This window comes from Tardiphaga sp. OK245, from assembly GCF_900108575.1.
Taxonomy (GTDB): domain Bacteria; phylum Pseudomonadota; class Alphaproteobacteria; order Rhizobiales; family Xanthobacteraceae; genus Tardiphaga; species Tardiphaga robiniae.
Genome location: NZ_FNWZ01000004.1, coordinates 454,246 through 479,287, shown reverse-complemented (window position 1 = coordinate 479,287; position 25,042 = coordinate 454,246). Strand labels below are relative to the sequence as shown.

The 25,042-nt window shown below is 61.7% G+C and carries 27 protein-coding genes; 9 read left to right on the top strand and 18 right to left on the bottom strand.

Annotation, left to right across the window (positions count from 1 at the left end):
* Nucleotides 1-494: 494 nt before the first annotated feature.
* The 3 genes from BLW80_RS20890 to BLW80_RS20880 all read left to right on the top strand — a co-directional run bounded on the left by BLW80_RS20890 (nucleotide 495) and on the right by BLW80_RS20880 (nucleotide 4,684).
* Nucleotides 495-1,322 (top strand): lytic murein transglycosylase, encoded by an 828-nt coding sequence (locus BLW80_RS20890; RefSeq protein WP_170849748.1) that lies wholly within the window; start codon nucleotides 495-497, stop codon nucleotides 1,320-1,322.
* Nucleotides 1,323-1,582: 260 nt separating this feature from the next.
* On the top strand, nucleotides 1,583-2,812 hold the full coding sequence (locus BLW80_RS20885; protein ID WP_093759448.1) for a GGDEF domain-containing protein: 1,230 nt from the start codon (nucleotides 1,583-1,585) through the stop codon (nucleotides 2,810-2,812).
* Between the two features lie 105 nt (nucleotides 2,813-2,917).
* Nucleotides 2,918-4,684, top strand: coding sequence for a metallophosphoesterase (locus BLW80_RS20880; RefSeq protein WP_093759447.1), 1,767 nt, complete (start codon nucleotides 2,918-2,920; stop codon nucleotides 4,682-4,684).
* Nucleotides 4,685-4,729: 45 nt separating this feature from the next.
* On the opposite strand, the gene BLW80_RS20875 is transcribed toward BLW80_RS20880, so the two are convergent.
* A complete protein-coding gene (locus BLW80_RS20875; RefSeq protein WP_089262075.1) occupies nucleotides 4,730-5,242 on the bottom strand; it encodes a PAS domain-containing protein in 513 nt (170 codons plus the stop codon).
* 173 nt (nucleotides 5,243-5,415) lie between these two features.
* On the opposite strand from BLW80_RS20875, the gene BLW80_RS20870 reads away from it, so the two are divergent.
* On the top strand, nucleotides 5,416-5,934 hold the full coding sequence (locus BLW80_RS20870) for a DUF4112 domain-containing protein (protein ID WP_502688627.1): 519 nt from the start codon (nucleotides 5,416-5,418) through the stop codon (nucleotides 5,932-5,934).
* Nucleotides 5,935-5,972: 38 nt separating this feature from the next.
* On the opposite strand, the gene BLW80_RS20865 is transcribed toward BLW80_RS20870, so the two are convergent.
* From BLW80_RS20865 to BLW80_RS20840, 6 genes are all read right to left on the bottom strand, one after another.
* A complete protein-coding gene (locus tag BLW80_RS20865) occupies nucleotides 5,973-6,257 on the bottom strand; it encodes a hypothetical protein (protein WP_068733430.1) in 285 nt (94 codons plus the stop codon).
* Between the two features lie 246 nt (nucleotides 6,258-6,503).
* Nucleotides 6,504-6,884, bottom strand: coding sequence for a hypothetical protein (locus tag BLW80_RS20860; RefSeq protein ID WP_139285870.1), 381 nt, complete (start codon nucleotides 6,882-6,884; stop codon nucleotides 6,504-6,506).
* Nucleotides 6,885-7,049: 165 nt separating this feature from the next.
* Nucleotides 7,050-7,463 carry a peptide-methionine (R)-S-oxide reductase MsrB gene (gene msrB / locus BLW80_RS20855; protein WP_093759446.1) on the bottom strand — a complete coding sequence of 138 codons (414 nt, stop codon included), beginning with the start codon at nucleotides 7,461-7,463 and terminating at the stop codon, nucleotides 7,050-7,052.
* A gap of 41 nt (nucleotides 7,464-7,504) precedes the next feature.
* A complete protein-coding gene (gene msrA, locus BLW80_RS20850; RefSeq protein ID WP_093759445.1) occupies nucleotides 7,505-8,221 on the bottom strand; it encodes a peptide-methionine (S)-S-oxide reductase MsrA in 717 nt (238 codons plus the stop codon).
* 214 nt (nucleotides 8,222-8,435) lie between these two features.
* Nucleotides 8,436-8,825: a BA14K family protein gene (locus tag BLW80_RS20845; RefSeq protein WP_093759444.1), complete on the bottom strand. Its 390-nt coding sequence runs from the start codon at nucleotides 8,823-8,825 to the stop codon at nucleotides 8,436-8,438.
* Between the two features lie 119 nt (nucleotides 8,826-8,944).
* Entirely contained in the window at nucleotides 8,945-10,054 is a 1,110-nt protein-coding gene (locus tag BLW80_RS20840) for an ATP-dependent DNA helicase (RefSeq protein WP_093759443.1), read from the bottom strand.
* Nucleotides 10,055-10,229: 175 nt separating this feature from the next.
* Between BLW80_RS20840 and BLW80_RS20835 the strand changes: the two genes are divergently transcribed.
* Together BLW80_RS20835 and BLW80_RS20830 are read left to right on the top strand one after the other, a co-directional pair.
* Complete coding sequence (locus BLW80_RS20835; protein ID WP_158596755.1) at nucleotides 10,230-10,616, top strand: DUF4345 domain-containing protein; 387 nt, start codon at nucleotides 10,230-10,232, stop codon at nucleotides 10,614-10,616.
* Entirely contained in the window at nucleotides 10,613-10,795 is a 183-nt protein-coding gene (locus tag BLW80_RS20830) for a hypothetical protein (RefSeq protein WP_093759441.1), read from the top strand. Before BLW80_RS20835 ends, BLW80_RS20830 begins: the two co-directional genes overlap by 4 nt.
* On the opposite strand, the gene flbD is transcribed toward BLW80_RS20830, so the two are convergent.
* From flbD to BLW80_RS20790, 8 genes are all read right to left on the bottom strand, one after another.
* A complete protein-coding gene (gene flbD / locus BLW80_RS20825; RefSeq protein WP_068733445.1) occupies nucleotides 10,796-12,181 on the bottom strand; it encodes a sigma-54-dependent transcriptional regulator FlbD in 1,386 nt (461 codons plus the stop codon). It lies immediately after the preceding gene.
* Between the two features lie 53 nt (nucleotides 12,182-12,234).
* Nucleotides 12,235-12,579: a flagellar motor switch protein FliN gene (fliN, locus tag BLW80_RS20820; protein ID WP_089262063.1), complete on the bottom strand. Its 345-nt coding sequence runs from the start codon at nucleotides 12,577-12,579 to the stop codon at nucleotides 12,235-12,237.
* A gap of 21 nt (nucleotides 12,580-12,600) precedes the next feature.
* Nucleotides 12,601-13,221, bottom strand: a complete 621-nt coding sequence (locus BLW80_RS20815) for a FliH/SctL family protein (protein ID WP_093759440.1) — start codon at nucleotides 13,219-13,221, stop codon at nucleotides 12,601-12,603.
* Nucleotides 13,221-14,312: a flagellar motor switch protein FliG gene (gene fliG / locus BLW80_RS20810; protein WP_089262059.1), complete on the bottom strand. Its 1,092-nt coding sequence runs from the start codon at nucleotides 14,310-14,312 to the stop codon at nucleotides 13,221-13,223. The genes BLW80_RS20815 and fliG overlap by 1 nt, the downstream gene beginning before the upstream one ends.
* Nucleotides 14,313-14,317: 5 nt before the next feature.
* Complete coding sequence (gene fliF / locus BLW80_RS20805; RefSeq protein ID WP_089263612.1) at nucleotides 14,318-15,931, bottom strand: flagellar basal-body MS-ring/collar protein FliF; 1,614 nt, start codon at nucleotides 15,929-15,931, stop codon at nucleotides 14,318-14,320.
* Between the two features lie 171 nt (nucleotides 15,932-16,102).
* Nucleotides 16,103-16,378, bottom strand: a complete 276-nt coding sequence (gene sciP, locus BLW80_RS20800; RefSeq protein ID WP_002714638.1) for a CtrA inhibitor SciP — start codon at nucleotides 16,376-16,378, stop codon at nucleotides 16,103-16,105.
* A 146-nt stretch (nucleotides 16,379-16,524) separates the two neighbouring features.
* Nucleotides 16,525-17,250 (bottom strand): flagellar hook assembly protein FlgD, encoded by a 726-nt coding sequence (locus BLW80_RS20795; RefSeq protein ID WP_089262057.1) that lies wholly within the window; start codon nucleotides 17,248-17,250, stop codon nucleotides 16,525-16,527.
* A 10-nt stretch (nucleotides 17,251-17,260) separates the two neighbouring features.
* Nucleotides 17,261-18,784 (bottom strand): flagellar hook-length control protein FliK, encoded by a 1,524-nt coding sequence (locus BLW80_RS20790; RefSeq protein WP_170849747.1) that lies wholly within the window; start codon nucleotides 18,782-18,784, stop codon nucleotides 17,261-17,263.
* 320 nt (nucleotides 18,785-19,104) lie between these two features.
* Between BLW80_RS20790 and mnmA the strand changes: the two genes are divergently transcribed.
* Genes mnmA through BLW80_RS20775 form a run of 3 tightly spaced genes read left to right on the top strand, consistent with a single transcriptional unit; the run spans nucleotide 19,105 to nucleotide 21,378 of the window.
* Complete coding sequence (gene mnmA, locus BLW80_RS20785) at nucleotides 19,105-20,301, top strand: tRNA 2-thiouridine(34) synthase MnmA (protein WP_093760021.1); 1,197 nt, start codon at nucleotides 19,105-19,107, stop codon at nucleotides 20,299-20,301.
* A gap of 17 nt (nucleotides 20,302-20,318) precedes the next feature.
* Entirely contained in the window at nucleotides 20,319-20,957 is a 639-nt protein-coding gene (locus BLW80_RS20780; RefSeq protein ID WP_089262053.1) for a class I SAM-dependent methyltransferase, read from the top strand.
* Between the two features lie 49 nt (nucleotides 20,958-21,006).
* Nucleotides 21,007-21,378 carry a hypothetical protein gene (locus tag BLW80_RS20775; protein ID WP_093759438.1) on the top strand — a complete coding sequence of 124 codons (372 nt, stop codon included), beginning with the start codon at nucleotides 21,007-21,009 and terminating at the stop codon, nucleotides 21,376-21,378.
* 15 nt (nucleotides 21,379-21,393) lie between these two features.
* Here BLW80_RS20775 and BLW80_RS20770 read toward each other — a convergent pair whose 3' ends face one another.
* The 3 genes from BLW80_RS20770 to BLW80_RS20760 are packed head-to-tail and all read right to left on the bottom strand — an operon-like array spanning nucleotide 21,394 to nucleotide 25,042.
* Complete coding sequence (locus BLW80_RS20770; RefSeq protein ID WP_093759437.1) at nucleotides 21,394-23,253, bottom strand: bifunctional sugar phosphate isomerase/epimerase/4-hydroxyphenylpyruvate dioxygenase family protein; 1,860 nt, start codon at nucleotides 23,251-23,253, stop codon at nucleotides 21,394-21,396.
* A complete protein-coding gene (locus BLW80_RS20765; RefSeq protein ID WP_093759436.1) occupies nucleotides 23,250-24,305 on the bottom strand; it encodes a Gfo/Idh/MocA family protein in 1,056 nt (351 codons plus the stop codon). Before BLW80_RS20765 ends, BLW80_RS20770 begins: the two co-directional genes overlap by 4 nt.
* The gene (locus BLW80_RS20760) at nucleotides 24,302-25,042 is read right to left on the bottom strand and encodes an ABC transporter ATP-binding protein (RefSeq protein WP_089262047.1); all 741 of its coding nucleotides are present in this window, start codon (nucleotides 25,040-25,042) and stop codon (nucleotides 24,302-24,304) included. The genes BLW80_RS20765 and BLW80_RS20760 overlap by 4 nt, the downstream gene beginning before the upstream one ends.

The window sequence follows — 25,042 nt, the reverse complement described above, 5'->3', positions numbered from 1 at the left end:
GGCTACCCTGTCCCTCCGCCCTGGGACATTAATTTTGGTGATGGGACCGTTCGCCATGGCAGATGTGCAAGCAACCGAAAAAACACCGCATGCGGAACGTCGGGCACTTGCTCGGCGCCTCCGAAAGTCCTGATGCACTCACAATTGCGGAAGACCGCATTCGCATCAGGCCCACGGGTGCAACGGGCACCTGGCGTTCCGCACGCCCTCTCTCAGGAGGGTGGGAATGCGACAGACGACGGCGCCCCCGCGCCGCAAACAACAGGGGTGATGACGCATGCACGTCATTCCGGGGCGCGGCCGGCGCTTGCCGGACGCGAGCCCGGAATCCCGACATGGGAGGCTCAGATAGCGCTAGGCCATGTCGGGATTCCGGGTTCACGCTTGCCGCCTTCGGCGTCGCGCGCGCCCCGGAATGACGAGAACAAGGCGCGCCGTTGTTCGGACACACCGGTCATGCCACACTCCGGTATCGCCAACCTAACAGGTTTTTCATGACCAATCGTATCACCGCCATTGCCATTGCCGCTGTGTCCTTCGTCTCGGTTGCGCTGACGGCCACCGCCTCGCAGGCCGCCAAATGCGGCGGCGACTTCCAGAGTTTCATCGCGGCCATGTCGCAGGAGGCGGCCGCCGCCGGCGTGTCGCAGGGCGTCATCTCGCAGGCCTTTGCCGGCGTGACGCAGGACCCCGCGGTGCTGTCGTTCGATCGCCGCCAGCGCGGCACCTTCAACAAGAGTTTCGAGCAATATGTCTCGACCCGCGTCGGCCAGGGCCGCATCTCCATGGGCCTGCAGATGATGCAGCGTCACGCCTCGCTGCTGTCGCGCATCGAGCAACGCTTCGGCGTGCCGCCTGAAATCGTGGTGGCGATCTGGGGCCTCGAGTCGGATTTCGGCAAGGGCGATATCGGCAAGATGCCGGTGATCCGCACGCTCTCCACCATGGCGCATGACTGCCGCCGCACCGAACTGTTTCAGGGCGAGCTGATCGCGGCGCTGAAGATCCTGCAGCGCGGCGACCTGCCGCAGCGCGACCTGATCGGCGCCTATGCCGGCGAGCTCGGCCAGACGCAATTCCTGCCGTCGAGCTACATCAAATACGGCGTCGATTTCGACGGCAACGGCCATGTCGATCTCAGGCATTCGGTGCCGGACGTGCTGGCCTCGACCGCGAACCTGCTCAAGACCGCAGGCTTCAAGGGCGGCCAGCCCTACGGCGAAGGCACGGCGAATTTCGAGGCGATGCGCGAGTGGAACAGGGCCACGATCTATCGCAAGACCATCGGCTATTTCGCCGACCGTCTCGCGGCCGGCCGATAGAGGGAGGTCGCGCGCGGCGTTAAGCTTTCGTTAGGCCGCGCGACCGCCGGGCGAACTTGGGGAACCCCGATGGTGAAAGTCGGATTAACTCATTCCCTTTCACTCTTTCAAAACCACACTGGGGATTATCCGCCGCGAGTCAGATTCCGTTAAGCGTCGCCGACGCATTTTACCACCTGCTGGGAACGAGTGGTGAGAGTGATGGCGGGGATCGACAGCAGCGCGCAGAAGCGCGACGCACAACGTGGCGGGTATCGCCGATGTTGAACGTCGGCACGCTGTTCACGGTGTTCACCGTCAATTTCCTCGCCCTCGGCGTGGTCTGGGCCTATGTGGCCACCAGCTATCCTAATCTGCACGCGGCGCGTTACTGGACAGCCGCCGCGTTCGCCGCGGCGCTCGGCAACAGCATCTCGGTGCTGCGCGGCGTCGGCGTCGATCCGCTGATCGCCATCCTGCTGGGCAACGGCCTGCTGCTGCTGGCCACCAGTCTCGCCGCCATCGGCATGAACCAGTTCTACGGCCGCCCGGCGGGCTGGCGCGCGCAAGCCGTCATCATCGCCACCAGCCTGGCCGGCCTGCTGCTGTTCACGCTGTGGCACGACAACATGACGATGCGCGTGCTGATCTATTCCGCCGGTCAGTCGGTCACCGTTGTCATGACTGTGCCGCTGTTGTTGTCGCGCAAGGATGGCGGCGGCAATGCCGGCGCCCGTCTCGCCGGGTGGCTCGCCATCACGCTCGTTGCTGCGCATGCCGTGCGCTCGGCCGCGGCGCTGGCGAATATCGGCGGCAACATGACCTTTGCCGATTTCAACAATCTCCAGGCCATGATGGTGCTGGTGCTGGTGTTCCTGGCGATGTCGTGGAATTTCGGATTCCTCCTGATGGCCATCGATCGCCTGCGCGGCGAAGTCGCCGAACTCGCACTGGTCGACGATCTCACCGGCGTCGCCAATCGCCGCCATCTGGTGCAGCGTCTCACCGAGGAATGCGCGCTGGCGCGCCGCACGCAAAAGCCGTTCGCGCTGCTGGCGATTGATCTCGACGGCTTCAAGGAAATCAATGACGGCCACGGCCACGCCGCCGGCGACGATTGCCTGCGTCACTTCACGGTGATGACCCAGAGCAAGCTGCGCCCCGGCGATCTCCTGGCGCGTTCCGGCGGCGACGAGTTCAGCATCATCCTGCCGGCGACGACGCTGCATGAAGCGGCAAACATCGCGCGCCGCATTCTGGATGTGTGCCGCATCGACGCCGCAGGCTGTGCGCCCGGCGAGATTCCGATTGCGGCGTCCATCGGCGTGGCGCAGTGGCACCCGCAGGTCGGGCAGTATCCGGAGCGACTGATCGCGGCGGCGGACCAGGCGCTCTATGCCGCCAAGAACGACGGCAAGAACCGCTTCGCCCTCTGCGATCTCGAAGCGCCGTCGATGGTGCCGGCTCTCAACATGGACGAAGCCATCGACCGCGCCCGCAAGCTGGCCTAGGCCGAGCCGCTTGAATCGGCAAGTCACCGGGTCTGCAATTACAGGTTGACGATCTGTCGTGAATCGCGCGACGGTGCTCCCTTCAGTATCTGACGGGAGTTCGACATGGCCCTCAAAAAGCTGAGCGAGTTGCGCACCGACAAGAGGCCGACGCTCCAGGAGCTAGCTGGCTTTCCCATCATGGTCAGTTGGTTCAGTCCCGGGTTGCTTCTTAAACTTCTCGGCAGGGTCATCGTTGCGGATGTCTTTGGCCAATATGCCGACCGGCGACTGATCGAGGCCGCGCTTGATACGGCGGAAAAGGATTTGGCAAGCGGCGACGATATTTCGGCGTCTCTGGTTCCCGATGCGGAAGGGGCCATCTGGATCGATTTTGTTGCCGACATCGGTGATGGCTTCGACTCGACTTACGCCGTCGCGTATCTGCTCGCGCAACAGAAGCTCACGCTGGCGGGGAACGTTCTGCCAAGAGGATCCGCACTCATCATGGGCGGTGATGAGGTCTATCCGACAGCGACGCGTGACGAATACAACGTCAAGACTCGCGCGCCCTATCAGTTCGCGTTTCCCAAACAGGGCAGCATGGCATCAAGACCCAAGGTGCTTGCCATTCCGGGAAATCACGATTGGTATGATGGACTGGTGAATTTCCTTGCATTTTTCTGCCGGGAGAAGTCGTCCTCCATCGGCAATTGGCAAACCGTTCAACGCCGAAGCTATTTCGGCGTGAAGCTGTCCAGCCAGGCATGGATATGGGGAATCGACATCGCTCTGGTTGCCGATATGGATCAGCCGCAGGCTGATTATTTTGTCGCGATCGCAAAGGCGATGCCGCAGAACGCCATTGTGATTTTGTGCAGTGCTGAACCAGGTTGGTATGGTGCCGAACAAAAGACACCCTCGTTCCGAACGCTGAGCTATGCGGCGTGGATCGCCGAGAATGCCGGGAAATCAATCAGGATATCGCTGGTGCTCTCCGGCGACTCGCATCACTACAGTCGATATTCCAGCGATTTCGGCACGCAATATATCACGGCTGGTGGAGGTGGAGCCTTCCTGCACGGGACACATCATCTCCCCGACACGATCCATGCCAAATGGCTTCGCCAGGATGACGCGACATTGTCATTGCGGCGATGCTATCCTTCGAAAGAAGAAAGCAAAAAGCTGGTCACTGGAAACCTCAAATTTTCCGTTCTTAATCGCGGCTTCTCGTTATTTCTCGGAACGATCTATGGCGCTTTGGGGTTCACGCTCTCCCTGGTGCCGCGCTGCGATCTGGCCGTGATCCTGTTCGCTATCCTTGGGGCAGGTTTTATCGGCTATTCCGGCTATCAAGCCATGTTCTCCAGAAAAGTAGTTCTTCTGTCATTGCTCCATGCCGCGTTTCATTTTGCAGCCATGCTGGGGTTGACGTGGCTTTGGGTAAAGTTCGATGCGGCGCTGTTCTCCTTTCATACGGCCGGGCCCTGGTGGGCTTGGCTGATTGAAATGAGCGTGTTGATGGCTGTCATAGGAGGCGGGTTGGCGGGACTGATATTCGGGATCAATTTGATGCTCACCTGCCGCTACGCCGACATGAATCACAATGACGCATTCAGCGCGATGAGGCTCAACTCATTCCGCAATTTTCTACGGATCAGAATTCTGGGTAATCAAGTGACTGTCTATCCCGTTGGGCTCGACCAGGTGCCACGTCGTTCCGACTGGCGGGACAATCCCGATCCTGAGAGCAAGGCCACAACGTCATACTTCGTTCCGAACGAGGAGTTCAAACCGATCCTTTTGGAGCCCGCGATTGTCATCCAGGGTTTTGACGTCGACCCAGCGGCCACGGCCGTTAAACAGCCGTCGGAATTGCCAAAGGTGTAGCGCCAGCGTCTGACCGTCGTGAAGGTAGGCGAGCCAGCGGGAACCTCAGTTCATCGTCTTGTCGTGGGTGATGTCGATGATCGCGCCGGGCAGGCGGACGGGGCGGCCATGTCCGTCCAGCGTGCAACTGCCGCGCGCGAGAACCCAGCTGATCCGGTCGTTCTTGATCAGGCGACACTCGCACTCAAAGATGCCGCCTGATCGCATCGCGGCCGCGACCGCCGCGTGCACCCGGTCAACGTCATCGGGATGGACCGCCGCGAGATAGGCCATGTTCGGCAGACCGCGCGCGGCCGTTTCGGGATCGACATTGAAGAAGCGGGCAGCCCCGGCATCGAGATAATTGCGGTCGTTGCTGATGTCCCAATCCCAGAAACCGGCGATCAGTTCACGGGCGGCGAGCCGGCGCGGCATCGGCATCTCGAACGCGTCGTCTTCGGCCGTGGTCTGGTAGGCCTCTGCTGCCGCGAGCCGTAGGATGTAGGAGAGAAATTCGTGCTTCCGCTCCCGGGCGAAGCTTGCAATATCGAGGCACACGTCACCCAAGGGTCGTCGCATCGCTCATCCCCACCCGTTCCCGGCGGGGGCAGAATATAGCGGGCTCCTTGCAATTCAACCGGTGGTTGGAGAATTTCTGCGCAGCAAATATGGGGATCGCGGTGGATCGCCCGATGAGGCGTGACGCGATGCCGCTTGCAGAGTTGGCGCCTGTCCCCCATGTCATGGCCATGATGAGCACAGGTCAATCAACCACTTACGACGCCGGCCGCCCGCGCAAACCGGCGTCCGCGCATGGTCCGATCATCGATCAGGATGGTTTTGAGGTTCGGCCCGAGCAACTTCGGCCGGATCTGCAGGGCTTTCGGTTCGACTTCGGAGTGGGCGCCAATCCGTTTGCCAATCTCACGCGCGAGCAACGGCTGGCGCGGCTGGATGCGCTGGCGAAACTGCTCGACGTCGCCTTCATCGTACCGGGCACCAAGATCCGCTACGGCATCGATGGTCTGATCGGCTTGATTCCGATCGTGGGCGACATCATCACCACGGCGATCTCGCTATGGGTGGTGCGCGAGGCGCGGGCGCTCGGTGCGCCGTGGCATCTCACGGCGCGGATGCTGGGCAATGTTGCGGTGGACGGCGCTGTCGGCATCGTGCCGTTTATCGGCGATGCGTTCGACGTGATGTTCCGGGCCAATGTCCGCAACGTCAGAATGCTGCGCAAGTGGCTCGAAAAACAGCCCAGACTCTAGTTCAGAGTCCGGGCTGCGATCGTCTCAATTCGTAAAGCTCAAGCTGCGTCGGCGTCGTCGGTCGCAGGCTCCTCGGCGCGCACGCGGCGCTCCAGCGGGAAGTCCTGGCTCTCATAGAGCGAGCGGATGCCGCTCTGGTCGAAACGCGCTTCCTCGACCTGCAGATAGGCGCCGTTCAGCGAGTCAGCCGGCAGCTCCTCGATCGCGAACTGGACGGCGGCGGCGGCCGTATCGAAACGACGATAGGCGAAACCGGCACGCTTTTTCTTGCGGATCGCGGCGGGGAAGAGTTCGGCTGCGGTGTTGTAGCTGAAAGCTGCCATGGTCGGGGACCTCATCTGAATACGCAACGAAACGACGCTTCATTCGCAATGCAGCCGATCCGGCGGCGCGCGGAACATCATTTCAGGACAGACCCCAATATAAGCACGTTTTGGCCGATTGCGACACCTGCGATACAGCATGATGAATCGCCGTGCGCAGACGGTATTGCCGTAATAGCTTTGTGATTTAAAGAGCTTAGCGCGCGCTTAAGGCATGGGCAGCGGCGCGCGCGGCGCAATATTTGCCTATTGTCCGGTCACGTCCGGCAGCGGCACGATTTTCAGGGGGGTGGTATAGGGCTCGACCCGCAGTGCCTCAGTCGACATAAGCCCCACTTGCCGCAAAGGCGCCTGCTCCAGCGCCCCGGCCTCAGCCTTGCGCACGGCGTATTGCCAGGCCGTCAGCGTACCCTTCTGGACCAGATGCTTGGCGACGCCGCCGGCGTTCTTGGCTTCGAAAGTGGAAAGCTGGTCATCGTTAATGCCGATGATGATCTCGTCCTTGGCCGTGATCACCTTGAACAGCGACACCTTGTCGGTCGCCAGTGCGGGGTGGGACACCAAGCTTTCGAGAATGAGACCCGCAAGGGCAATGCCGAGCAACAAACGGTTTGAACGGGTAGACATCTTGGTACTTTCTTATTCTTCTTCGCGAACGTGCATGCCGCTGAGGCATGTTCAAGTAACAGGCAATAGGCGAAGCCGCTTACGGACAAGTATTGGACAGAAATGCCCCGCGAGACTTCGATGAGTCGCACGGGGCACTGAAACAGTTCGATACCGGATACGTATTTATTTAGGCTGAAGTTTCAAGGCCGCAGAGTTGATGCAGTATCGCAATCCCGTGGGTCCGGGGCCGTCGTCGAACACATGTCCGAGATGACCATTGCACTTGGAGCACAGCACTTCCGTGCGGATCATGCCGTGGGTCACATCGCGTTCTTCGTCGATATGACTTTCTCGTGAGGGCTGCGTGAAGCTCGGCCAGCCGCAGCCGGAATCGAACTTGGCGTCGGACTCGAATAGCGTCTGGCCGCAGCCGGCACAGACGAAGGTGCCCGGCGTATGGTCATGTTCGTACTCGCCGGTGAACGGACGCTCCGTCGCCTTTTCGCGCAGTACCGCATACTGCATCGGGGTCAGTTCGCGGCGCCATTCGGCTTCGCTCTTTTCGACCTTGCCGGATGTGGTCTTGGTATCGGTCATTTGTTCTCCTTCCCGATCGGCCGTGGCCGCGAATGCTCAGGTCAGTTTGTGACCTTCGACGCACTCACCAGCGTCGGCTTCTCGATATAGTTCTGGGCAAAGATCTTCTTCAGGTTCTCGACCTTCGGAATATCGTTATAGGCAATATAGGGCTGGTTCGGGTGCAGCGTCAGGTAGTCCTGATGATAAGCTTCCGCCGGATAGAAGGCTTCAAGCATTCCGAGCTTGGTGACGATCGGCTTCTTGTAGACCTTCGCGGCATTGAGCTGGGCGATATACGCTTCTGCCACCTTCTTCTGCTCCGGCGTCGTTGCGAAAATTTCCGACCGATATTGCGTTCCCGAATCCGGGCCCTGGCGATTCAGCTGGGTCGGGTCGTGTGCCACCGAGAAATAGATCTGCAGGATCTTGCCGTAGCTGATCTTCTGCGGGTCGTATTTGATCTCAACCGCTTCGGCGTGCCCGGTGGAGCCGGTGCTCACCGCTGTGTAATTGGCCGAGCTCTTGGAGCCGCCGGCATAGCCGGACACAGCGTTAACGACGCCTGCCGTGTGCTGGAACACGCCCTGGACGCCCCAGAAGCACCCACCCGCAATCACCGCAGTCTGAATGCCGGTCGCGGCCGGCGTGTCCGCTGCGGGTGCGGGAATGATGACAGCCTCTTCGGCAGCAAAAGTGGGGGCCACGATGGCGGTTGAAATCGCCAATGCGCTGGCAAAGGCGCAGAGCGAGAGGCGGCTGAACAGGGAGCGGCGCATAGCAGGTCCTCTTGGATGATCGATGGCCGGATATCGGCAGTCTAGACCGGAGCCCGCGGTTCGCAATCGGCATTTCCGGTCGGCACATCGGAGATACGGAGAAGGATCTCGCGTGTTACGCGAGACCGCACACGAGTTCGTGAGGATCTGGATGGCAGGAAAAAGCCGCGGAACATGCGTCCCGCGGCTTTCTGATTGACTATGCGTTAACCGCCTATGGGCAGGGATAACGATTGCCGTCGTTGTTCAGATAAGTGCCTGACGCCGGATCGTAGGAACGATAGCGCTGCGCGCAATAGGCTGCGTTCTGCTGAGCTGCCGCGTTGGCCTGGCTAGCCGCAATCGCGCCCCCGATGATGGCGCCTGCTGCGAGGCCGCCGACGACGGCACCAGCGCTGGGTCCGCGGCGATAGTAGCCAGGACCGTAGCCGTAGCGTGGGCCATAACCGTAGCGGCGATAATACTGCACGTTCTCGGTGGCCGACGGTACGGCACTGGCGAGGCCGGGCTGACTAAGCAGTGGCGCTGATGTTGCCGGCGCCGAAAACGCCAACGCACTCGCACCGATCATCGTGGCCATCGTCAGGATTTTTGCGGGATGCATATCGAGCTCCTTATTATGCGTAAGTGGCCCAAACGTTCGGGCGGGCATCTTGTTCCACGAGGCCTGGTGAGCCGAGACGCGTCAGATCAGCGCATGCGATTGATAGCAAAATACGCGCGTTAAACCACGATGCTCAAGCGCTTCGCGGCACGGGTGATGCCGGTGTAGAGCCAGCGGGCGCGGCTCTCCTGAAATGCAAAGCTCTCGTCGAACAGAACGACGTCGTCCCATTGTGAGCCCTGGCTCTTGTGCACGGTCAGCACGTAGCCGTAGTCGAATTCATCGTAAGGCTTGCGTTGCTCCCATGGCAGCGTCTCAACACCGCCGGAGAAACAGTCCGCGCGCACCGAGACCTTGGTGACCTTGCCGCCGAAATCCTCATCCGGCGAAATCCGCATGGTGATGATCTGCGACTTCGAGGCAGCGCGCGCCTTCACACGCCACAGACCGCCGTTGAACAGCACCTTCTTGCGATTGTTGCGCAGGCAGACCAGCTTGTCATTGGCCACCGGCAACAGGTCCTCGATGCCAAGTTTCTGCCGCACGCGCATATTGTACGCGCGGCGCGTGTTGTTACGGCCGACCAACACCTGATCGGCGGCCATCACGCGGTCCGGATCGAGTGCCTTGCGCGACACGATTTCGCTCAGACCGTATTGCCCGGGCTGTAGCGACCGACCCTCGCGGACGTCCATCGACATGCGCACGATCGGATCGTGCTCGGCCTGACGATGCACTTCGGTCAACATTACGTCGGGCTCGGTCTCGGTGAAGAAGCCGCCACCCTGGATCGGAGGCAACTGCGCGGGATCGCCGAGCACCAGCAGAGGGCAGTCGAATGACAGGAGATCGCGGCCGAGTTCGGCGTCCACCATGGAGCATTCGTCAATGACGATCAGCTTGGCCTTCGAGGCCGGTGCATCGTCCCACAGTTCGAAATTCGGCTGCTCCTCGCCGCTCTCGCGGGCGCGATAGATCAGCGAGTGAATCGTGGACGCGCCGTCGCAGCCCTTGTTGCGCATCACCAGCGCAGCCTTGCCGGTAAAGGCTGCGAATTTCACCTCGCCGTCGACATTGTCGGCGACGTGCCGCGCCAATGTCGTCTTGCCGGTACCGGCAAAGCCGAACAGCCGGAACACCTGCGGTGTGCCGTTGCGGCCTGGCTTCGCCTTCAGCCAGTCGTCGACGGCTTTCAGCGCGGCATCCTGATGCGGGGTAAAGGTCGGCATTGCGTCTCTGGAAAGCGGTGCGCAGCCATTTTGCCGCGACTCAGCGGGGAAAGCTAACCATTCGGGCGTCTGACGCAAGCCGGAGACCCCCAAGTTGTGTGCGCCAACGTGGCCGGTTGCTCATTGTCGTTCCATGACGCAGTTATTAGGCTGCTTGAGCCCAGGGAGCCCATTTTTGGAACGCAGACTGCTTCAGATCGCACTGGCGATTGTCGGCCTCGTGGCCATCCTGTTCGGCCTGACCGGCGTGCTGTTCGGCACCAGCCTCTCAGGCGTCAGGCTCGGCGTGACGATGGAAGGCTATGTGCGCTTCATCAAGGGCGTGCTGGTGGCGGTCGGGCTGATCTACTGGTCGGCGATCCCGCAGATCGAAAAACGCTTTGAGCGGATTTCGATCGTGACCTTCATCCTCGTGTTCGGCGCTGCCGCGCGTCTACTGGCCGTGCTCAGTCATGGCTTTCCGACCGTGGGACTCCTGATCAGTCTGATCGGCGAACTCGTGGTCGTCCCGATGATCTGGCTGTGGCTCCGCCATCTCGTGCGGCGGGGTGCGGTCGCATGAAGCGGATCGGCATTGGGATCGTCTATGTGATCGGCGCGATTTCGATCGGTTATCTCGCGCTCTACGCCTATGCGATGTTCACCCGGCAGGAGCTGACGCCGGGTGATCCGATCAAGATTTTTCGCAAGCAGGACGCGCCGAGCTATTCGCAGGGCGCGTCGTTGTCGTTCTTCGCGTAATTACATCGCGCCCATGGCCGCACGATAGTCGCCGGCGCCTGCTCCCGCCGGTGTGATCGGCAACCCGCCATCGGCATATTCGTTGAGCTTGTTGCGCAGCGTGCGGATCGAGATGCCGAGAATGTTGGCCGCATGGGTGCGGTTGCCGAGGCAATGCTTCAGCGTCTCCAGGATCAGATCGCGCTCGACGTCGGCTACGGTGCGGCCGACCAGCGCGCGGGTGACCGTTTCGGCGGCCATGGTTGCATGCGCGACGGCAGGCGGGGTCTTGGCGAGGTCGAGACGATCGCCATCCGGGGTCAGGATGGCATCCGCGCCGATCTCGTCGCCGTTGGCCATCAGCACCGAACGGTGGATCGTGTTTTCGAGTTCACGGACGTTGCCCTGCCAGCGATTGGCGGTGAGCACGCGCCGCGCCTCGGCGGAGATCGGACGCACCGGAACGCCATTGGCGTCGGCATATTTCTTGGCGAAATGTTGCGCCAGTTCGAGAATGTCGGCCGGGCGATCGCGCAGCGGCGGGATCTTCAGGTTCACGACGTTGAGGCGGAACAGCAGATCTTCGCGGAACGTGCCTTCGCGTACGGCGTCGGACAGGTTGCGGTTCGAGGTTGCGATGATGCGAATGTCCACCGGCACCGGCTTGGTGCCGCCGACGCGGTCGATGACGCGCTCCTGAATGGCGCGCAGCAGCTTCGACTGCAGCCGCACGTCCATTTCCGAGATTTCGTCCAGCAAGAGCGTGCCGCCGGTGGCTTCCTCGAATTTACCGATACGGCGTGCGATCGCGCCGGTGAAGGCACCCTTCTCGTGGCCGAACAGTTCGGACTCCAGGAGATGCTCGGGGATTGCAGCGCAGTTGATGCTGATGAACGGCTTCTTGGCGCGGTTGGAGCGGGTGTGGACGTAGCGCGCCAGCACTTCCTTGCCGGTGCCCGATTCGCCCGTGATCATCACCGACGCATCGGAGCCGGCGATCTGCTGTGCCAGCTTGACCACCTTGCCCATCATCTCGTCGCGATAGATCAGGTCGCGGGAGTCGTTGGCGACGGCGGCCAGAACGGCGGCGATCAGTTCCGGATCTGGCGGCAGCGGGATGTATTCTTTGGCGCCGGCATGGATCGCCGCCACCGCAGCGCGGGCATCGGTGGTGATGCCGCAGGCGACGATCGGTACATGGATGTGTTCGGCTTCCAGCCGCATCACGAGGTCGCGGATGTCGAGGGCGACATCCACCAGCAGGAGATCCGCGCCCTTGCCGCCGCGCAACACGCCCATCGCCTGATCGTGGCCTTCGGCATGAACCACGGAGGCGCCGTTATCCATGGCGATCTTGGTGGCGGTGGTGAGTTGGCCCTTGAGGGTACCAACGATGAGAAGCCGCATGGTGATCTCCTGTTATATCCTGGTCGCACCTTTGAGGCGCCGTTTATCCCGAATTAGCTGCGTTCAGCCTTGATGATTTCAGTCATGGTGACGCCGAGCTTTTCTTCGACGAGAACGACTTCGCCGCGCGCCACCAGGCGGTTGTTCACGTAGATGTCGATCGCTTCGCCAACGCGGCGGTCGAGTTCGAGCACGGTGCCGGGCCCGAGCTTCAGCAATTCGCCCACACCCATCTTGGAGCGGCCGAGCACGGCCGAGACCTGGACTGGAACGTCGAAAACCGCTTCGAGATCGGCGGCAATACGCGTGACCTGTTCTTCGTCAGCATAGCCCACGTCCCCCATTGCGCCGGGATCGGTGGCATTGAGATCGGGAAGCGGCACCTGTGGATCGCTCATATTCTAGTCCTCACAGCCCTGTCAGGCCTGATTGCGCGACGCCATGTAGCGTCCGACGAGTTCGTTGATCTTGGCGTCGATGGTTGCGCGCTCCAGCACGACGCCGCCATCCGCCCATTCGATTTTGCAGTCGCCGTTCTCGATATCCGGCTCGGCGAGGATGACGAGGCGACCGGCGAAGCCGCTTTGTTTGGCCTGTTTCTCGATGCGTTCGCGTGCTTCGTCATAGAGCTGGTCGTTGATGCGCACCACGAGATGCGGCGTCGACACCAGATTCTTGAAACAGTCGTGGACCAGGGCCATGACTTCGGTGAGCGGCTCAACGGCGATCAATTCACTGCAGAGTTTGCGTGCCACCGACACCGCGACATCGACAGCTTCGGTTTCCATCTTTTCTTCGATGGCCCCGAAGCGCGACGAGATCGAGGAGATCGCAACACCGATCTGTTCCAGCGCCAATGCGGCGCGACGGTCGCTTTCAGCCTTGGCTTCGCGCTGGGCCGCATCGAATCCGGCGCGATAGGCCTGGGCTTCGGCGTTGGCAACCTTCTCCGCGATCTCGGCGGGCGTGATCGCGGGCGCACGCGTCTTGTCGGGCGCTGCGAAGTCCATATCGAACAGAAATTTTGCGGGGGCGGCCATCAATACACCAGCTCGTCGTCGGCGCGGTTCTTGGTCAGCACGATTTCGCCCTTGGCGGCGAGATCCTTGGCGAGATTGACGAGTAGTGCCTGGGCCTCGTCGACGTCGCGCAGACGGACCGGGCCGAGCGCGGCCATATCGTCGGTCAGCATCTTGGCGGCGCGGGACGACATATTGCCCATGAAGAAGGCGCGAACTTCCTCGTTGGCGCTCTTCAGTGCGATACCCAGCTTGTCCTTGTCGATGCTGCGCATCAGGGTCTGTGCCGAGCCGGCATCGAGCTTGATGAGGTCGTCGAAGGTAAACATCAGCGCCTTGATGCGCTCGGCCGCCTCGCGATTGTCTTCTTCCAGCGAGGTGATAAAGCGCGTTTCGGTCTGGCGGTCGAAGTTATTGAAGATTTCCGCCATGACTTCGTGCGCATCGCGACGACGGGTCTGCGAGAGGTTCGACATGAACTCGACGCGCAGCGTCTGTTCGACGCGCTCGATGACTTCTTTCTGCACCGCTTCCATCTTGAGCATGCGGTTGATGACGTCGAGTGCGAGATCCTCGGGCAGGATGCCGAGCACGCGTGCCGCATGCTCTGGCTTCAGCTTCGACAGCACCACAGCGACGGTCTGCGGATATTCGTTCTTCAGGTAGTTAGCGAGAACCTCTTCCTGCACGTTGGAGAGCTTTTCCCACATGTTGCGGCCGGCGGGGCCGCGGATTTCTTCCATGATACCGCTGACGCGCTCGGACGGCAGATACTGGGTCAGCAGACGCTCGGTGGCATCGAAAGTGCCCATCAGGGCGCCGGAGGCGGACATCCGTGACACGAATTCGAGCAGCAGATCTTCGACCGTCTCCGGCTCGATGGTGCCGAGCGATGACATGTGGAGTGAAAGCTCGCGCACTTCGTCGTCGTCGAGCTGCGCCCAGACCTTCCCACCATATTGTTCACCCAGCGCCAGCATCAGGATGGCTGCGCGCTTCGGGCCGCTCAGTGGCTTTGCTGGCGCACGGCCGCCTTGGCGCTGTGCGAGCGATGCTACGACGCTGGCGATGTCGCTGCTGTTATCGCCGGTGGTTTGCGGAACGGATGCCATTCAGATCACGCCGGTTCCTGCAGCCATGCGCGAACAATGGCTGCGGTTTCGTTGGGGTTACGATCGGCCAGTTCGCCCACGCGATGCACGGATTGCGCGTGGACCTGACCCTGGATGGTGGCGACGTCGATCATGTTGGGGCCGCTGGCGGGAATGACGGTCTGTCCGTCAGCGCTGAGGGCGACACCGTCGGGAAGAACGAGAGCGTTGGCTGCAGGGAGCGCCGGCACGGGCTCAGAGGCGAGGACGCGGCGGACCAGCGGGCGGATGACCATGAACATCACGACCAGACCGAGCAGCATCATGACCGCGAGTTCGATGACGTGCATCACGTCATCCTTGGTGAATTGCATCATGCCGAGCAGACCGGTCGGCTCCGGCGTCGGAACGACAGTTGGGCCCTCGGCGAATTTCAGGTTGACGACCTCGACCTGATCGCCGCGCTTCTGGTCGAAGCCAATGGCCGAACGGACCAGCGCTGCGATGCGATCGAGTTCTTCCTTGGGGCGTTGGGCGTAGACCTGCTCGCCCTTCTCGTTCTTGCTGTAGCTGCCGTCGACCAGTACCGCGACCGAGATGCGATTGACACGGCCTGCTTCGGTAACTTCGGTCTTGGTGACGCGGGAGATTTCGTAATTGTTGGTTTCTTCCGACTTCTTGCTTTGATCCTTCGCCGTCCCCGTGTTGCCGGCCGCCTGATTGCCTGGCAGTTCGTTGTTGACGGTGACTTGGCCATCCCGCTCGCCGACGGCGGAGGATTCTTCGCGGCTCTGGCTGGAGCGCAAGACCCGGCCTTCCGGGTCGAATTTGTCGGAGGTCTGCGTGACCTTGTTGTAGTCGAAGTCGGCTGTGAGCTGGACCCGGGCCCGGCCTGCGCCCACCACCGAGGAAACGATCGCTTCGACCTGGCTCCGCATCCGCTTTTCGAAGCCGGCGCGGCGTTCGTCGCCGGTGGCGCCTTCCATGGTCGCGTCGGCGGCGCCGTCGGCGAGCAGTTGTCCCGCTTCGTCGACGATCGAAACCCGGGCCGGCTTCAGGCCGTTGACGGCCGAGGCGACGACATGGCGGATCGCCCGGACCTGCTGCGGGTCGAGGGCGCCGCGGACGCGGACGACGATCGAGGCCGAAGGCTCGGGAGCTTCGCGGGAGAACAGGGGGCGTTCCGGCAGGACGAGGTGAACGCGGGCGAACTGTACCCGGTCGATCGCCCGGATGGTTCGCGCCAATTCACCTTCGAGGGCGCGTAAGTGATTGATATTTTGGACAAAGCTTGTTGTTCCGAGAGCGTCCGACTTGTCGAAGATCTCGTAGCCGACGCCGCCACCCTTGGGCAGGCCGCCTTCGGCCAGCTTCATGCGCAGGCGAGTCACCTTGTCCTTCGGCACCATGATGGCGGCACCGTCGTTCTTCAGCTCATAGGGGATGGCCTGGCGTTCCAGGTCCTTGATGATCGCCGAGGAGTCCTCGACGCTCAGGTCCGTGAACAGGGTGGTCATCTGCGGCGTGGTGACCCGCATGATGACGAAAGCAAAGAAGCCGATGAGTGCGGCGGTCACCGCAACCATCGCCATCAGGCGCGCCGCGCCGAGACCCTTAAGGAAACTTAGAAGACTCTGCACGAACCAGCCCCTGAGATTCGGCCTCAAAGACCGACTGGGCAAATTTTGCCGGGGTATGGTTTCGATATGGTTAACGGCGGTTAACGGGTGGCAAAAATATGGCCAAATGACGAAAACCGGCTTCCCATGAGGGAGCCGGTTTTCATCGAATTGGAGATATTAACGATTCGTTTACTGACGATACTGCTGGATGCGGGTGGTCCGCAGTCCTGCCAGACCGTGCTGGTCGATCGAGAACTGCCAGGAGAGGAATTCGTCGACTGTCAGCGTATAGCGGCTGCAGGCTTCCTCAAGGGACAGAAGGCCACCGCGGACGGCGGCGACAACTTCGGCTTTGCGGCGGATGACCCACCGTTTGGTTCCGGGCGCGGGCAGATCCGCAATTGTTAACGGACTGCCGTCAGGCCCGATGACGTATTTGACCCTCGGGCGATGGGGTTCTGTCATGGCGTACTCACAAACTCTCAACCACTGAACTCACTTCAACAATCTACGCCCAGCGACTTAAAATTTGCCTAAGCCTACAACTCCAATGCGAATAGAACTGGATTTGGTTCGAAATAATCGTCACGAGGAGATGATGCGGCGCAGCGTCAGGTTGTTTGTGTGGTTGGCGTCGAGGGAGTCGTTGGCGCCGTCGTCGGACGCACCACACGCTTGATCTTGTCGACGGTATAGTTGGTGCCGTTGATCGAGAGCAGGGCGGGGCTCGCTGACAGATCGACGGAATCGACAACGCCCTGGACTTCCGTGGAGATGGCGACGTCGCGACCGTTGTCGTCCTTGCCCGTTGCCGTCAGCGTATAGGCCCCTTCGGGATACTGAACGCCGTCATTGCCTTTGCCATCCCATACGAAAGTGCCGTTGCCGGACTTCAACGTATACTTGCCGGTGTAGACAACGTTACCAGCTGAATTCGTAATGTTGACGGTGGCTGTAGAGTCTTTGTCGGCGAGCAGATTCCATGTCGCCGACGTCTTGAATTGCGCCGTGCTGCCATCGACGGCGACGTTGTTGCCGACATAGATAAGCGCCTGCGTCGCTTCCGTAGCTTTGCCAAGATCGACCAGGGCTTTCAACTGATCGTTCGACTTGAGCTGCTGTTCGACGCCCGCGAACTGCACCAGCTGCTGCGTGAACTGGTTGGTATCGAGCGGATCGAGCGGGTTCTGATTCTGCAGCTGCGTCGTCAGCAGTGTCAGGAAGGTCTGGAAATTATCGGCAATGCCGGTCGTCGTCGAGCCGGAGCTGCTGCTCGAGTTCGATACCGGTGTGGTACCGGATACGACAGGGGGTGGAGTCGTTGCGTCAACTGCCATGGTTCACTCCTCAGATACTGATATCGACGCCGCTGCTGGATCCCAGCATGCGGCCATAACCGCGGCCCGCAGCAATCGCAGGCACGGACTCGTCTTCATGGATCACAAGGCGCTGGGCATTGCGGCCCGAATTCTCGCCACTATTTTGTTGCTGGCCTTGCGACTGATCGCGCAGGCTGAATTGTAGTCCGCTGTCGTTGGTCTTGAGGCCGGCCTGTTCGAGTGCGCGCTGCAGTTGCGGTGCATCCTGGCGCAGCATGGTCAGGGTTTCCGGCTTCTCGACGGTGAGATGCGAGGTGACATTGCCATGCTTGTCGACTTCAAGCCGGACATCGATACGGCCGAGCTCGGCAGGGTCGAGCCGGATGTCGAAGCTGCTCTTTCCCGATTTGGCGTTCTGCGCGATCTCGACGGCGACGCCGTTCAGAGGCACTGGCGCGTTGGTTGCGACCGTGGCGGTCAATTGCGGGGTCGCAGCGGCAATCGGCGTCGGTGTGGTCTGCAACGGTTGCTGCTGCAAGCTATTGGTGGTCGGCGCAGCTACATCCGGTATTGCAGCCTGGGCGGTGTGTTCGGTACGACGCTCATGGGCAGCGCCAGCCGCAGGCTTTGCAGCTTCCGGTGCAACGGCGGTCGGGTCGGTTGCTACGCCATCGACGGGTTTGTCGCCCGGCTTGGCGTCCTTGCCGACTGTTGCCGCTGCGGCCGCGTCGACTGGCTGCGTGGACGTCGTCGTGGCCGCCTTCGTCTTGTCTTCTGATTTGACCTCAGCCGTTGATCCCGTTGTGGCATCGGCTGCGCTGGTCTTCTTCGTGCCGGCTTTGCCGCCCGCGGGCGTCGCGGATGCGATTAGTGCCGCGAAATTCGCTTCGGCTTCCGGGGGCGTCGTTGCAGGCGCCGCTTCGGTATCAGCCGTTGCAGCTTCGGTCACTGCCGTCTGGGCTTTCAAAACGGCTGCAGCGATGGCGAGAGGCTGTGCAACGCCGGTGGTTTCTGGCGCTGTCGGAGCTACTGCAACATCGGTCGTGGCCACGGGCACGGGGATCGCAACGGCGACGGCGGCGACCGCGACGGGCTTCTCGGTTGAGCCCGTTGCATCGACATCGGTCGTTGCGGTCTTGTCGGTATCCTTGGACGAGGCGTCCTTGGTGTCGGTCTTGTCGCCCGTCTTCGCGTCGGCCTTGGAATCGGCCTTCGTGTCGCTCGGGTCGCTCTTCTTTGCCTTGCGGGAGTCCTGCGCGGCATCGGCTGCCTGGGTGTCGCGGTCACGTGCATTGGCGGCCGCGGTGTCGGCGCGATCGTCGGACTGCCGTGTGCGGTCATTGCTCGAGGAGCGCGTGTCGTCGCGCCGTGCGGGTGCTGGCAGATCAGGCTGGGCTGCCGCGGTGCGGTCGCTATTAGCGCTGGCAACGGTGTTGCTGTCGACCAGCGAGCCGAAGCTGTCGGCATCCGACCGCTGATCGTCGCGGGACGAATTCGATCGTGCGTTCTGAAACGAGACGTTTGAGACGATATCGGACGTGACGCTAACCACGGGCGGCCTTTCCAGAAGAGTTCTATCCTCCTTTCAGCAAGGACCGGGCCACCTCTCGTTTTATAAAAATATCTATATAAATCAGTATGTTGTAATTCGGATGGAACCTCCGTGGGGACCGTCGCGGCATTATCTTTTCTGCCCGGCGGCAAGAATTGCCGTTTCCGGCGAGGCGCCGTGATTGATTGAGCGCAAGGCGGCCTATATTAAAGTGCCATATCCCAACCCATTGTCGGACCGACCTTAAGTTCCGGGATTTGGCTCCGTTTTCCTGATCGCGACGGTTTGCAGCCAGCGCGGTCGCATCAGTGACCGAAACCATGCTCAACAATCTCGATCTCGAAGGCCGTCCGCAGGACACCAGGGTCGTGGTCGCCATGTCCGGCGGCGTCGACTCTTCGGCGACGGCTGCGCTGTTGAAGTCGCAGGGCTACGACGTCGTCGGTATTACGCTACAACTCTATGATCACGGCGCCGCCACCCATCGCAAGGGCGCCTGCTGCGCCGGCCGTGACATCCATGATGCCCGCGACGTCGCCGAGCGGATCGGGATCCCGCATTATGTGCTGGATTACGAAAGCCGGTTCCGCGAGTCCGTCATCGACAATTTCGCCGCGAGCTATGCCTCCGGCGAAACGCCGGTGCCGTGCATCGAATGCAATCGTTCGGTCAAGTTCCGCGATCTGCTGGCGACCGCGCGCGATCTCGGCGCGCAGGCGCTGGCGACCGGGCATTACGTGGCCTCACGCCGCCTTGCTGACGGCTCGCGTGCCATGGTCTGCGCTGCCGATGCCGATCGCGACCAGAGCTATTTCCTGTTCGCGACTACGCAGGAACAGCTCGATTATCTCCGCTTTCCGCTCGGCGACATGAGCAAGCCGCAGACCCGCGAACTGGCCCGGCAGTTCGATCTGTCGGTCGCCGACAAGCAGGACAGCCAGGACATCTGCTTCGTGCCGTCCGGCCGCTACACTGACGTGATCGAGCGTCTGAAGCCGAATGCGCTCGAGCCGGGCGAGATCGTCGATATGGACGGCCATGTTATCGGCCGCCACGACGGCATTATCCATTTCACCATCGGTCAGCGCCGCGGCCTCGGTATTGCAGCGAGCGCGCCGCTCTATGTGATCAAACTCGATGCCGTCACCCGTCGCGTGGTGGTTGGCCCGCGTGAGGCCTTGCGGATGCACCGCATTGTGCTGCGCGACGTCAACTGGATCGGCGGCGGCACGCTCGATCGCGCCGTTGGCAATGGCCTCGAGCTGTTCGTCAAGGTTCGCTCGACCCGTGGACCACAGCCAGCCTGGTTGCGTGCTGTGAATGGCGGCTACGAGATCGAACTGGTCGGCGGCGAAGAGGGCGTGTCGCCCGGCCAAGCCTGTGTGTTCTACGACGCGCCGGACGGGCAGGCCCGCGTGCTCGGCGGCGGCTTCATCAAGAGCGCTGCGGCGAAAAGCCCTGTCAGCACCTCCCCCCGCGATGCTAATGTCCCCGCCGTCGCAGCGATGCGTGTGTAAGAGTTCAGGGTAGGGGCATGGCTGGCGATATCGACCGCGCGGGGGTCGCGAAGGCTTACGGGCGCTGGGCGCCGATTTACGATCTCGTTTTTGGCAAGGTGTTCGATAGCGGTCGGCAATCGACCATTATCGAGGCCGATCGCATTGGCGGCCGCATCCTTGATGTCGGCGTCGGCACGGGTCTGTCGCTGGTCGATTACGCCCGCACCACGAAGATTTGCGGCGTCGATATTTCCGAGCCGATGCTGCGCAAGGCGCATGAGCGCGTCCGCACCCACAATCTCACCAATGTCGAAACGCTGGCGGTTATGGATGCGAAGAACCTCGCATTCCCCGACAATCATTTCGATGCTGTGGTGGCGCAATATGTCATCACTGCCGTACCCGATCCGGAAGCGACGCTGGACGATTTCATCCGCGTGTTGAAACCAGGCGGCGAGCTCATTCTCGTCAATCACATCGGCGCTGAAAGCGGTCCGCGCAAGATTTTCGAACTGGCCTTTGCGCCGCTGGCGCGCCGTCTCGGCTGGCGACCGGAATTTCCGTGGAAGCGGCTGGTGGACTGGGCAACGGTCCATGGCGGGATCACACTGGCCGAGCGGCGGCCGATGCCGCCGATGGGGCATTTTTCGCTGATCCGCTACATTAAATCCTGACTGTGGAGCGCGGACCGGAACCTCCGTTCGCGCCCGCGGTTGGCTCCGGATGCAGATCAAACAGTCGCTCGTCATCGCAGGTCTAGTCATCGCCGGTTCCAGCGCCACCTTCGCGCAGGCGCCGCCGACGCCTGCCACGCCTCCCGCACAGACCGCGCCGCCATCGGCAGAGCGCGCAAATGCCAATTGTGCACCCACACAAACGACCCCACAGGGGACGATTGCTCCGAGCGGTACGACGACCGGCCAGAGCCCGGAGCCGTTGGGCGATAAACTCGCGAAATCAGATGGCGTTCTGTGCCCGCCGAGCAATGTCGATCCCGCGATGCGGGCACGCGCGCCGAATTCGGATAGCAGCAATACGCCGGTGATTCCCCCGCCCGGCAGTCCCGGTGGCGATCAAAGCGTTCGGCCGAAGTAAGCCTTAACGAGTTCGTCAGGCGCGCGGCACGGACACAGGCCGCGCGTCACGCGTTTGAGCTGCGAGACGGATACCGGCGTTAGCCGCACCAAATCCCTGATAGTTGCGGCGCTCGACAATCTCGAAGAAGAAGCGCTCATCGAAGCTCGGCGTGTAGATCTGGAAGAATTCGCCGTCGCCTTCGCGATCATACAGGATCTGGTTGTCGCGCAGCGCAGCCATCAGCTCGGCATCGAGCCCATATTTGGCTTCCACGTCATCGTAATAATTGTCGGGAATGCGCAGGAATTTGGCGCCGCGTTTGCGCATATCGGCCACAGCGGCAAAGATATTGTCGCACAAGAACGCGATATGTTGCACGCCGGAACCGAAGAACTCCGAGATGAAGCGGTTCGACAGCGTGCGCGTTGCGGATGATCCGTTCAGGATGATGCGCAGCGACTGATTGGCTGATATCAGCGCCTGGCTTTGCACGAGGCCGACCGGATCCGGAATTTCCATCTGCGGCAGGCGCTGCAGGTCGAGAATGCCGGTGTAGAACAACAGCCATGACAGCATCTCGTCATAGGGCATCGATTGCGAGATGTGATCGACGACGGATAGATGGTCTGTACCGGCATTGCTCTGCAGCGGCTCGAAATCTACGTCCCAGTTCTTGCCGGCCGCTTCCAGGAAATAGAGAAGACTTCCGCCGACGCCGTGGATCGCCGGGATTTCCAGTTCGCCCGGTCCGACTGGCTGATAGAACGTCCGCGCCTGCAAGGCTTCAGCACGCGCCATGGCCTGCTTGGTATTGCCGACGTCCAGTGCGATGGCGCACACGCCGGGGCCATGCGTCACGTAATGTGAATGCGCGAAACCGTCCGGCTCTGAATTGATCACGAGTTCGATGGCGCCCTGCGACCAGCGTTCGACGTCCTTGCTGCGATGCGCGCCGGTCTTGTGAAAGCCAAGCTGGCTGAGCAGCGTCGCAAGGTCTGTCGCCTTGGTCTCATTGACGGCGAATTCGATGAAGCCGACGCCGCGGGTCGATGTCTTCGGCTGCAGGGCGTCGGCCGGTGTCTTTGCCAGTTGATCCTGCAACAGGATCAGTGAGCGCAATCCGTCAGTGGCTGTGCGAACAGCAGAGCCTGCGCGGAACTGGTCGTTGAAAATCTCGAGGGACCACGCGCCGCTATAGCCGGTGGCTTGCACCGCTTCCATGAACTCAGCCACGGGCAGGTCGCCCTGACCGGGAAAGCAGCGAAAATGCCGGCTCCAGGACAAGACATCGAGGCCCAGCTTCGGCGCGTCGGCGAGCTGCACCAGAAAGATCTTGTCCGCCGGGATGGATGCAATGGCACTGACGGGAAATGCCGGGGCCAGTGCATGGAAGCTATCGAGGATCACGCCGATGGACGGGTGATTGGCGCGGCGCACGATCTCCCAGGCATCGCGATAGTCGTTGACATGGGCGCCCCAGGCCAAGGCCTCGAAGCCGACACGCATGCCATGCTGCGCGGCGAGGTCTCCAAGCTCACGAAAATCCGCTGCGGCGCGGTCGATACCGCCGAGCGAGGCCGGCGAGATGTTGCTGCAGATCAGCATCAAGTCCGTCTGCAACTCTTTCATCAGGTCGAACTTGCGCGCCGCGCGCGCGAAGTTGCGGCTGCGCTGCGGCTCCGGCATGCCCTCGAAGTCGCGGAAGGGCTGGAAAGCGCAGATGGTCAGGCCGAGGTCGCGGCACATCTGGCCGACATCCCGCGGGCTTCCGTTGAAAGAGAGAAGGTCCGCTTCGAAGATCTCGACCTCGTCGAAGCCGGCAGCAGCGATGGCGCGGAGTTTTTCGTCCAGTGCGCCTGATAGCGAGACGGTGGCGATTGAGAGCTTGGTCATGCAGCCTGCTCCACGATCTGGCCGGGCGAGACGCGCATGCCGGTGCGCGCTGCTTGCTGTACGGCTTCAACAACAGCGAGCGTACCCATGGCATCCTCGACGGTAATAAAGGGCGCTTCGCGACGGGCGATGATGGCGAGGAAATGCCGGAGCTGTTCGGCCAGCGGATCGTCATTCGCCGCGACAAGATCGGTGCGGGCGAGCGGCGTGAACCAGCCGCTGGCATCGGGATAGGACCACAGCTCCATGGTCGGCACGGAGAGCGAGCCCTTGGTGCCGGCAAACAGATAGCAGGGCTGGTTTTCGCGGGCGTAGGCGGTGTTTTCGCCGGACGACAATTCCCAGCTCCATGGCGCCGGTGTGGCATCGGACACCGTCACCGTGCCGAGCGCGCCATTGGCGAATCTCAGCAGCAGCGCCGCAGTATCTTCGACCGCGAAGCCGCGCGCTTTGTTCGAGGTCAGCGCCTGCACGTGGACGATCTCGCCGCAGATGAAGCGTAGATTGTCGAGGTCATGCACCAGGTTGATCAGGACCGGACCGCCACCCGGCTCGCGTCGCCAGGCGACGTCGAAATAATCGTCGGGCTTCTTCAGCAGCCACAGCCCGACCACGGCGGTGAGTTGACCGATCTGCCCGGCAGCAATCGCGTCACGTATCGCCTTGATGCGTGGATTGTGACGGCGATGATGGCCGACCAGCACCGGCACGCCGGAACGCCTGGTAGCCCGAAGCAACTCCTGCGCCGCCATCACGGTGTCGGTGACCGGCTTTTCCACCAGCGCCGGGATGCCGTGTTCGATGCAGTCCAGCGCCATCGCCAGATGCAGCGCGTTCGGGGAAGCGACAATCAGGCCGTCGGGCTGCGCTTCTTCAAGCAGTTCGCGATGGTCGGCATACCAGTCGATGCCGCGCGCCGACGCGAATGCTTTCGCTTCGGGCGAGGGGTCGGCGATCCCCGCGACGACGCAATCCCTTGAGGCCTCGATCAGCTCGACATGCTTGCGGCCGATCGCACCTGCGCCCGCCACGCCGATCCGCATCGTGCTCATGCCGCGGTCTCCGTCATGGCGCCGCCGAGGAACAACTGTCCGATACGGGGGTCGTTGAGCACGCGGTCGGCCTTGTCCATCAGACGGGTCTGGCCGAGCTCCAGCACGATGCCGAAATCGGAAATCTCCAGTGCCGAGCGTGCATTCTGCTCGATCATCAGGATCGAGACGCCGCGGTCACGCAGCTCCTTCAGAATATTGAACGTTTGCAACACCATCAGCGGCGACAGCCCGATGGAAGGTTCATCGATCAGCACCAGCTGCGGATTGAGCAAGAGGCCGCGGGCGATTTCGAGCTGCTTCTGCTCGCCGCCGGATAGCGTCGAGGCCTGTTGCTTCGCCTTGGTGCGCAACACTGGGAATTTATCGAGCGCAGCCTCGATGCGCGCGGGCAGGTCGGTAATGTCGCGGCCGGCGGCGACGGCACCAAGTTCGATATTGTGACGGACCGTGAGTTCCGGGAAGATGTTGCGGCCTTGCGGGACATAGCAGATGCCTGCCGTCAGCAGTGCGCGCTGGCTGAGACCGGTAACGTCCTTGCCCTTGAATACGACTTTGCCTTCGCGCAGCTTCAGCAGACCGAAGATCGCCTTGAACACCGTGGACTTGCCGGCGCCGTTTGGCCCGATGACGGTGGTGATGGACCCAGCCGGCACCGAGAAGGTGGTGCCATTCAAGATCGTCATCTTGCCGTAGCCGCCGACAAGGTTCTGAACGTCCAGGATTGCATCGCTCAT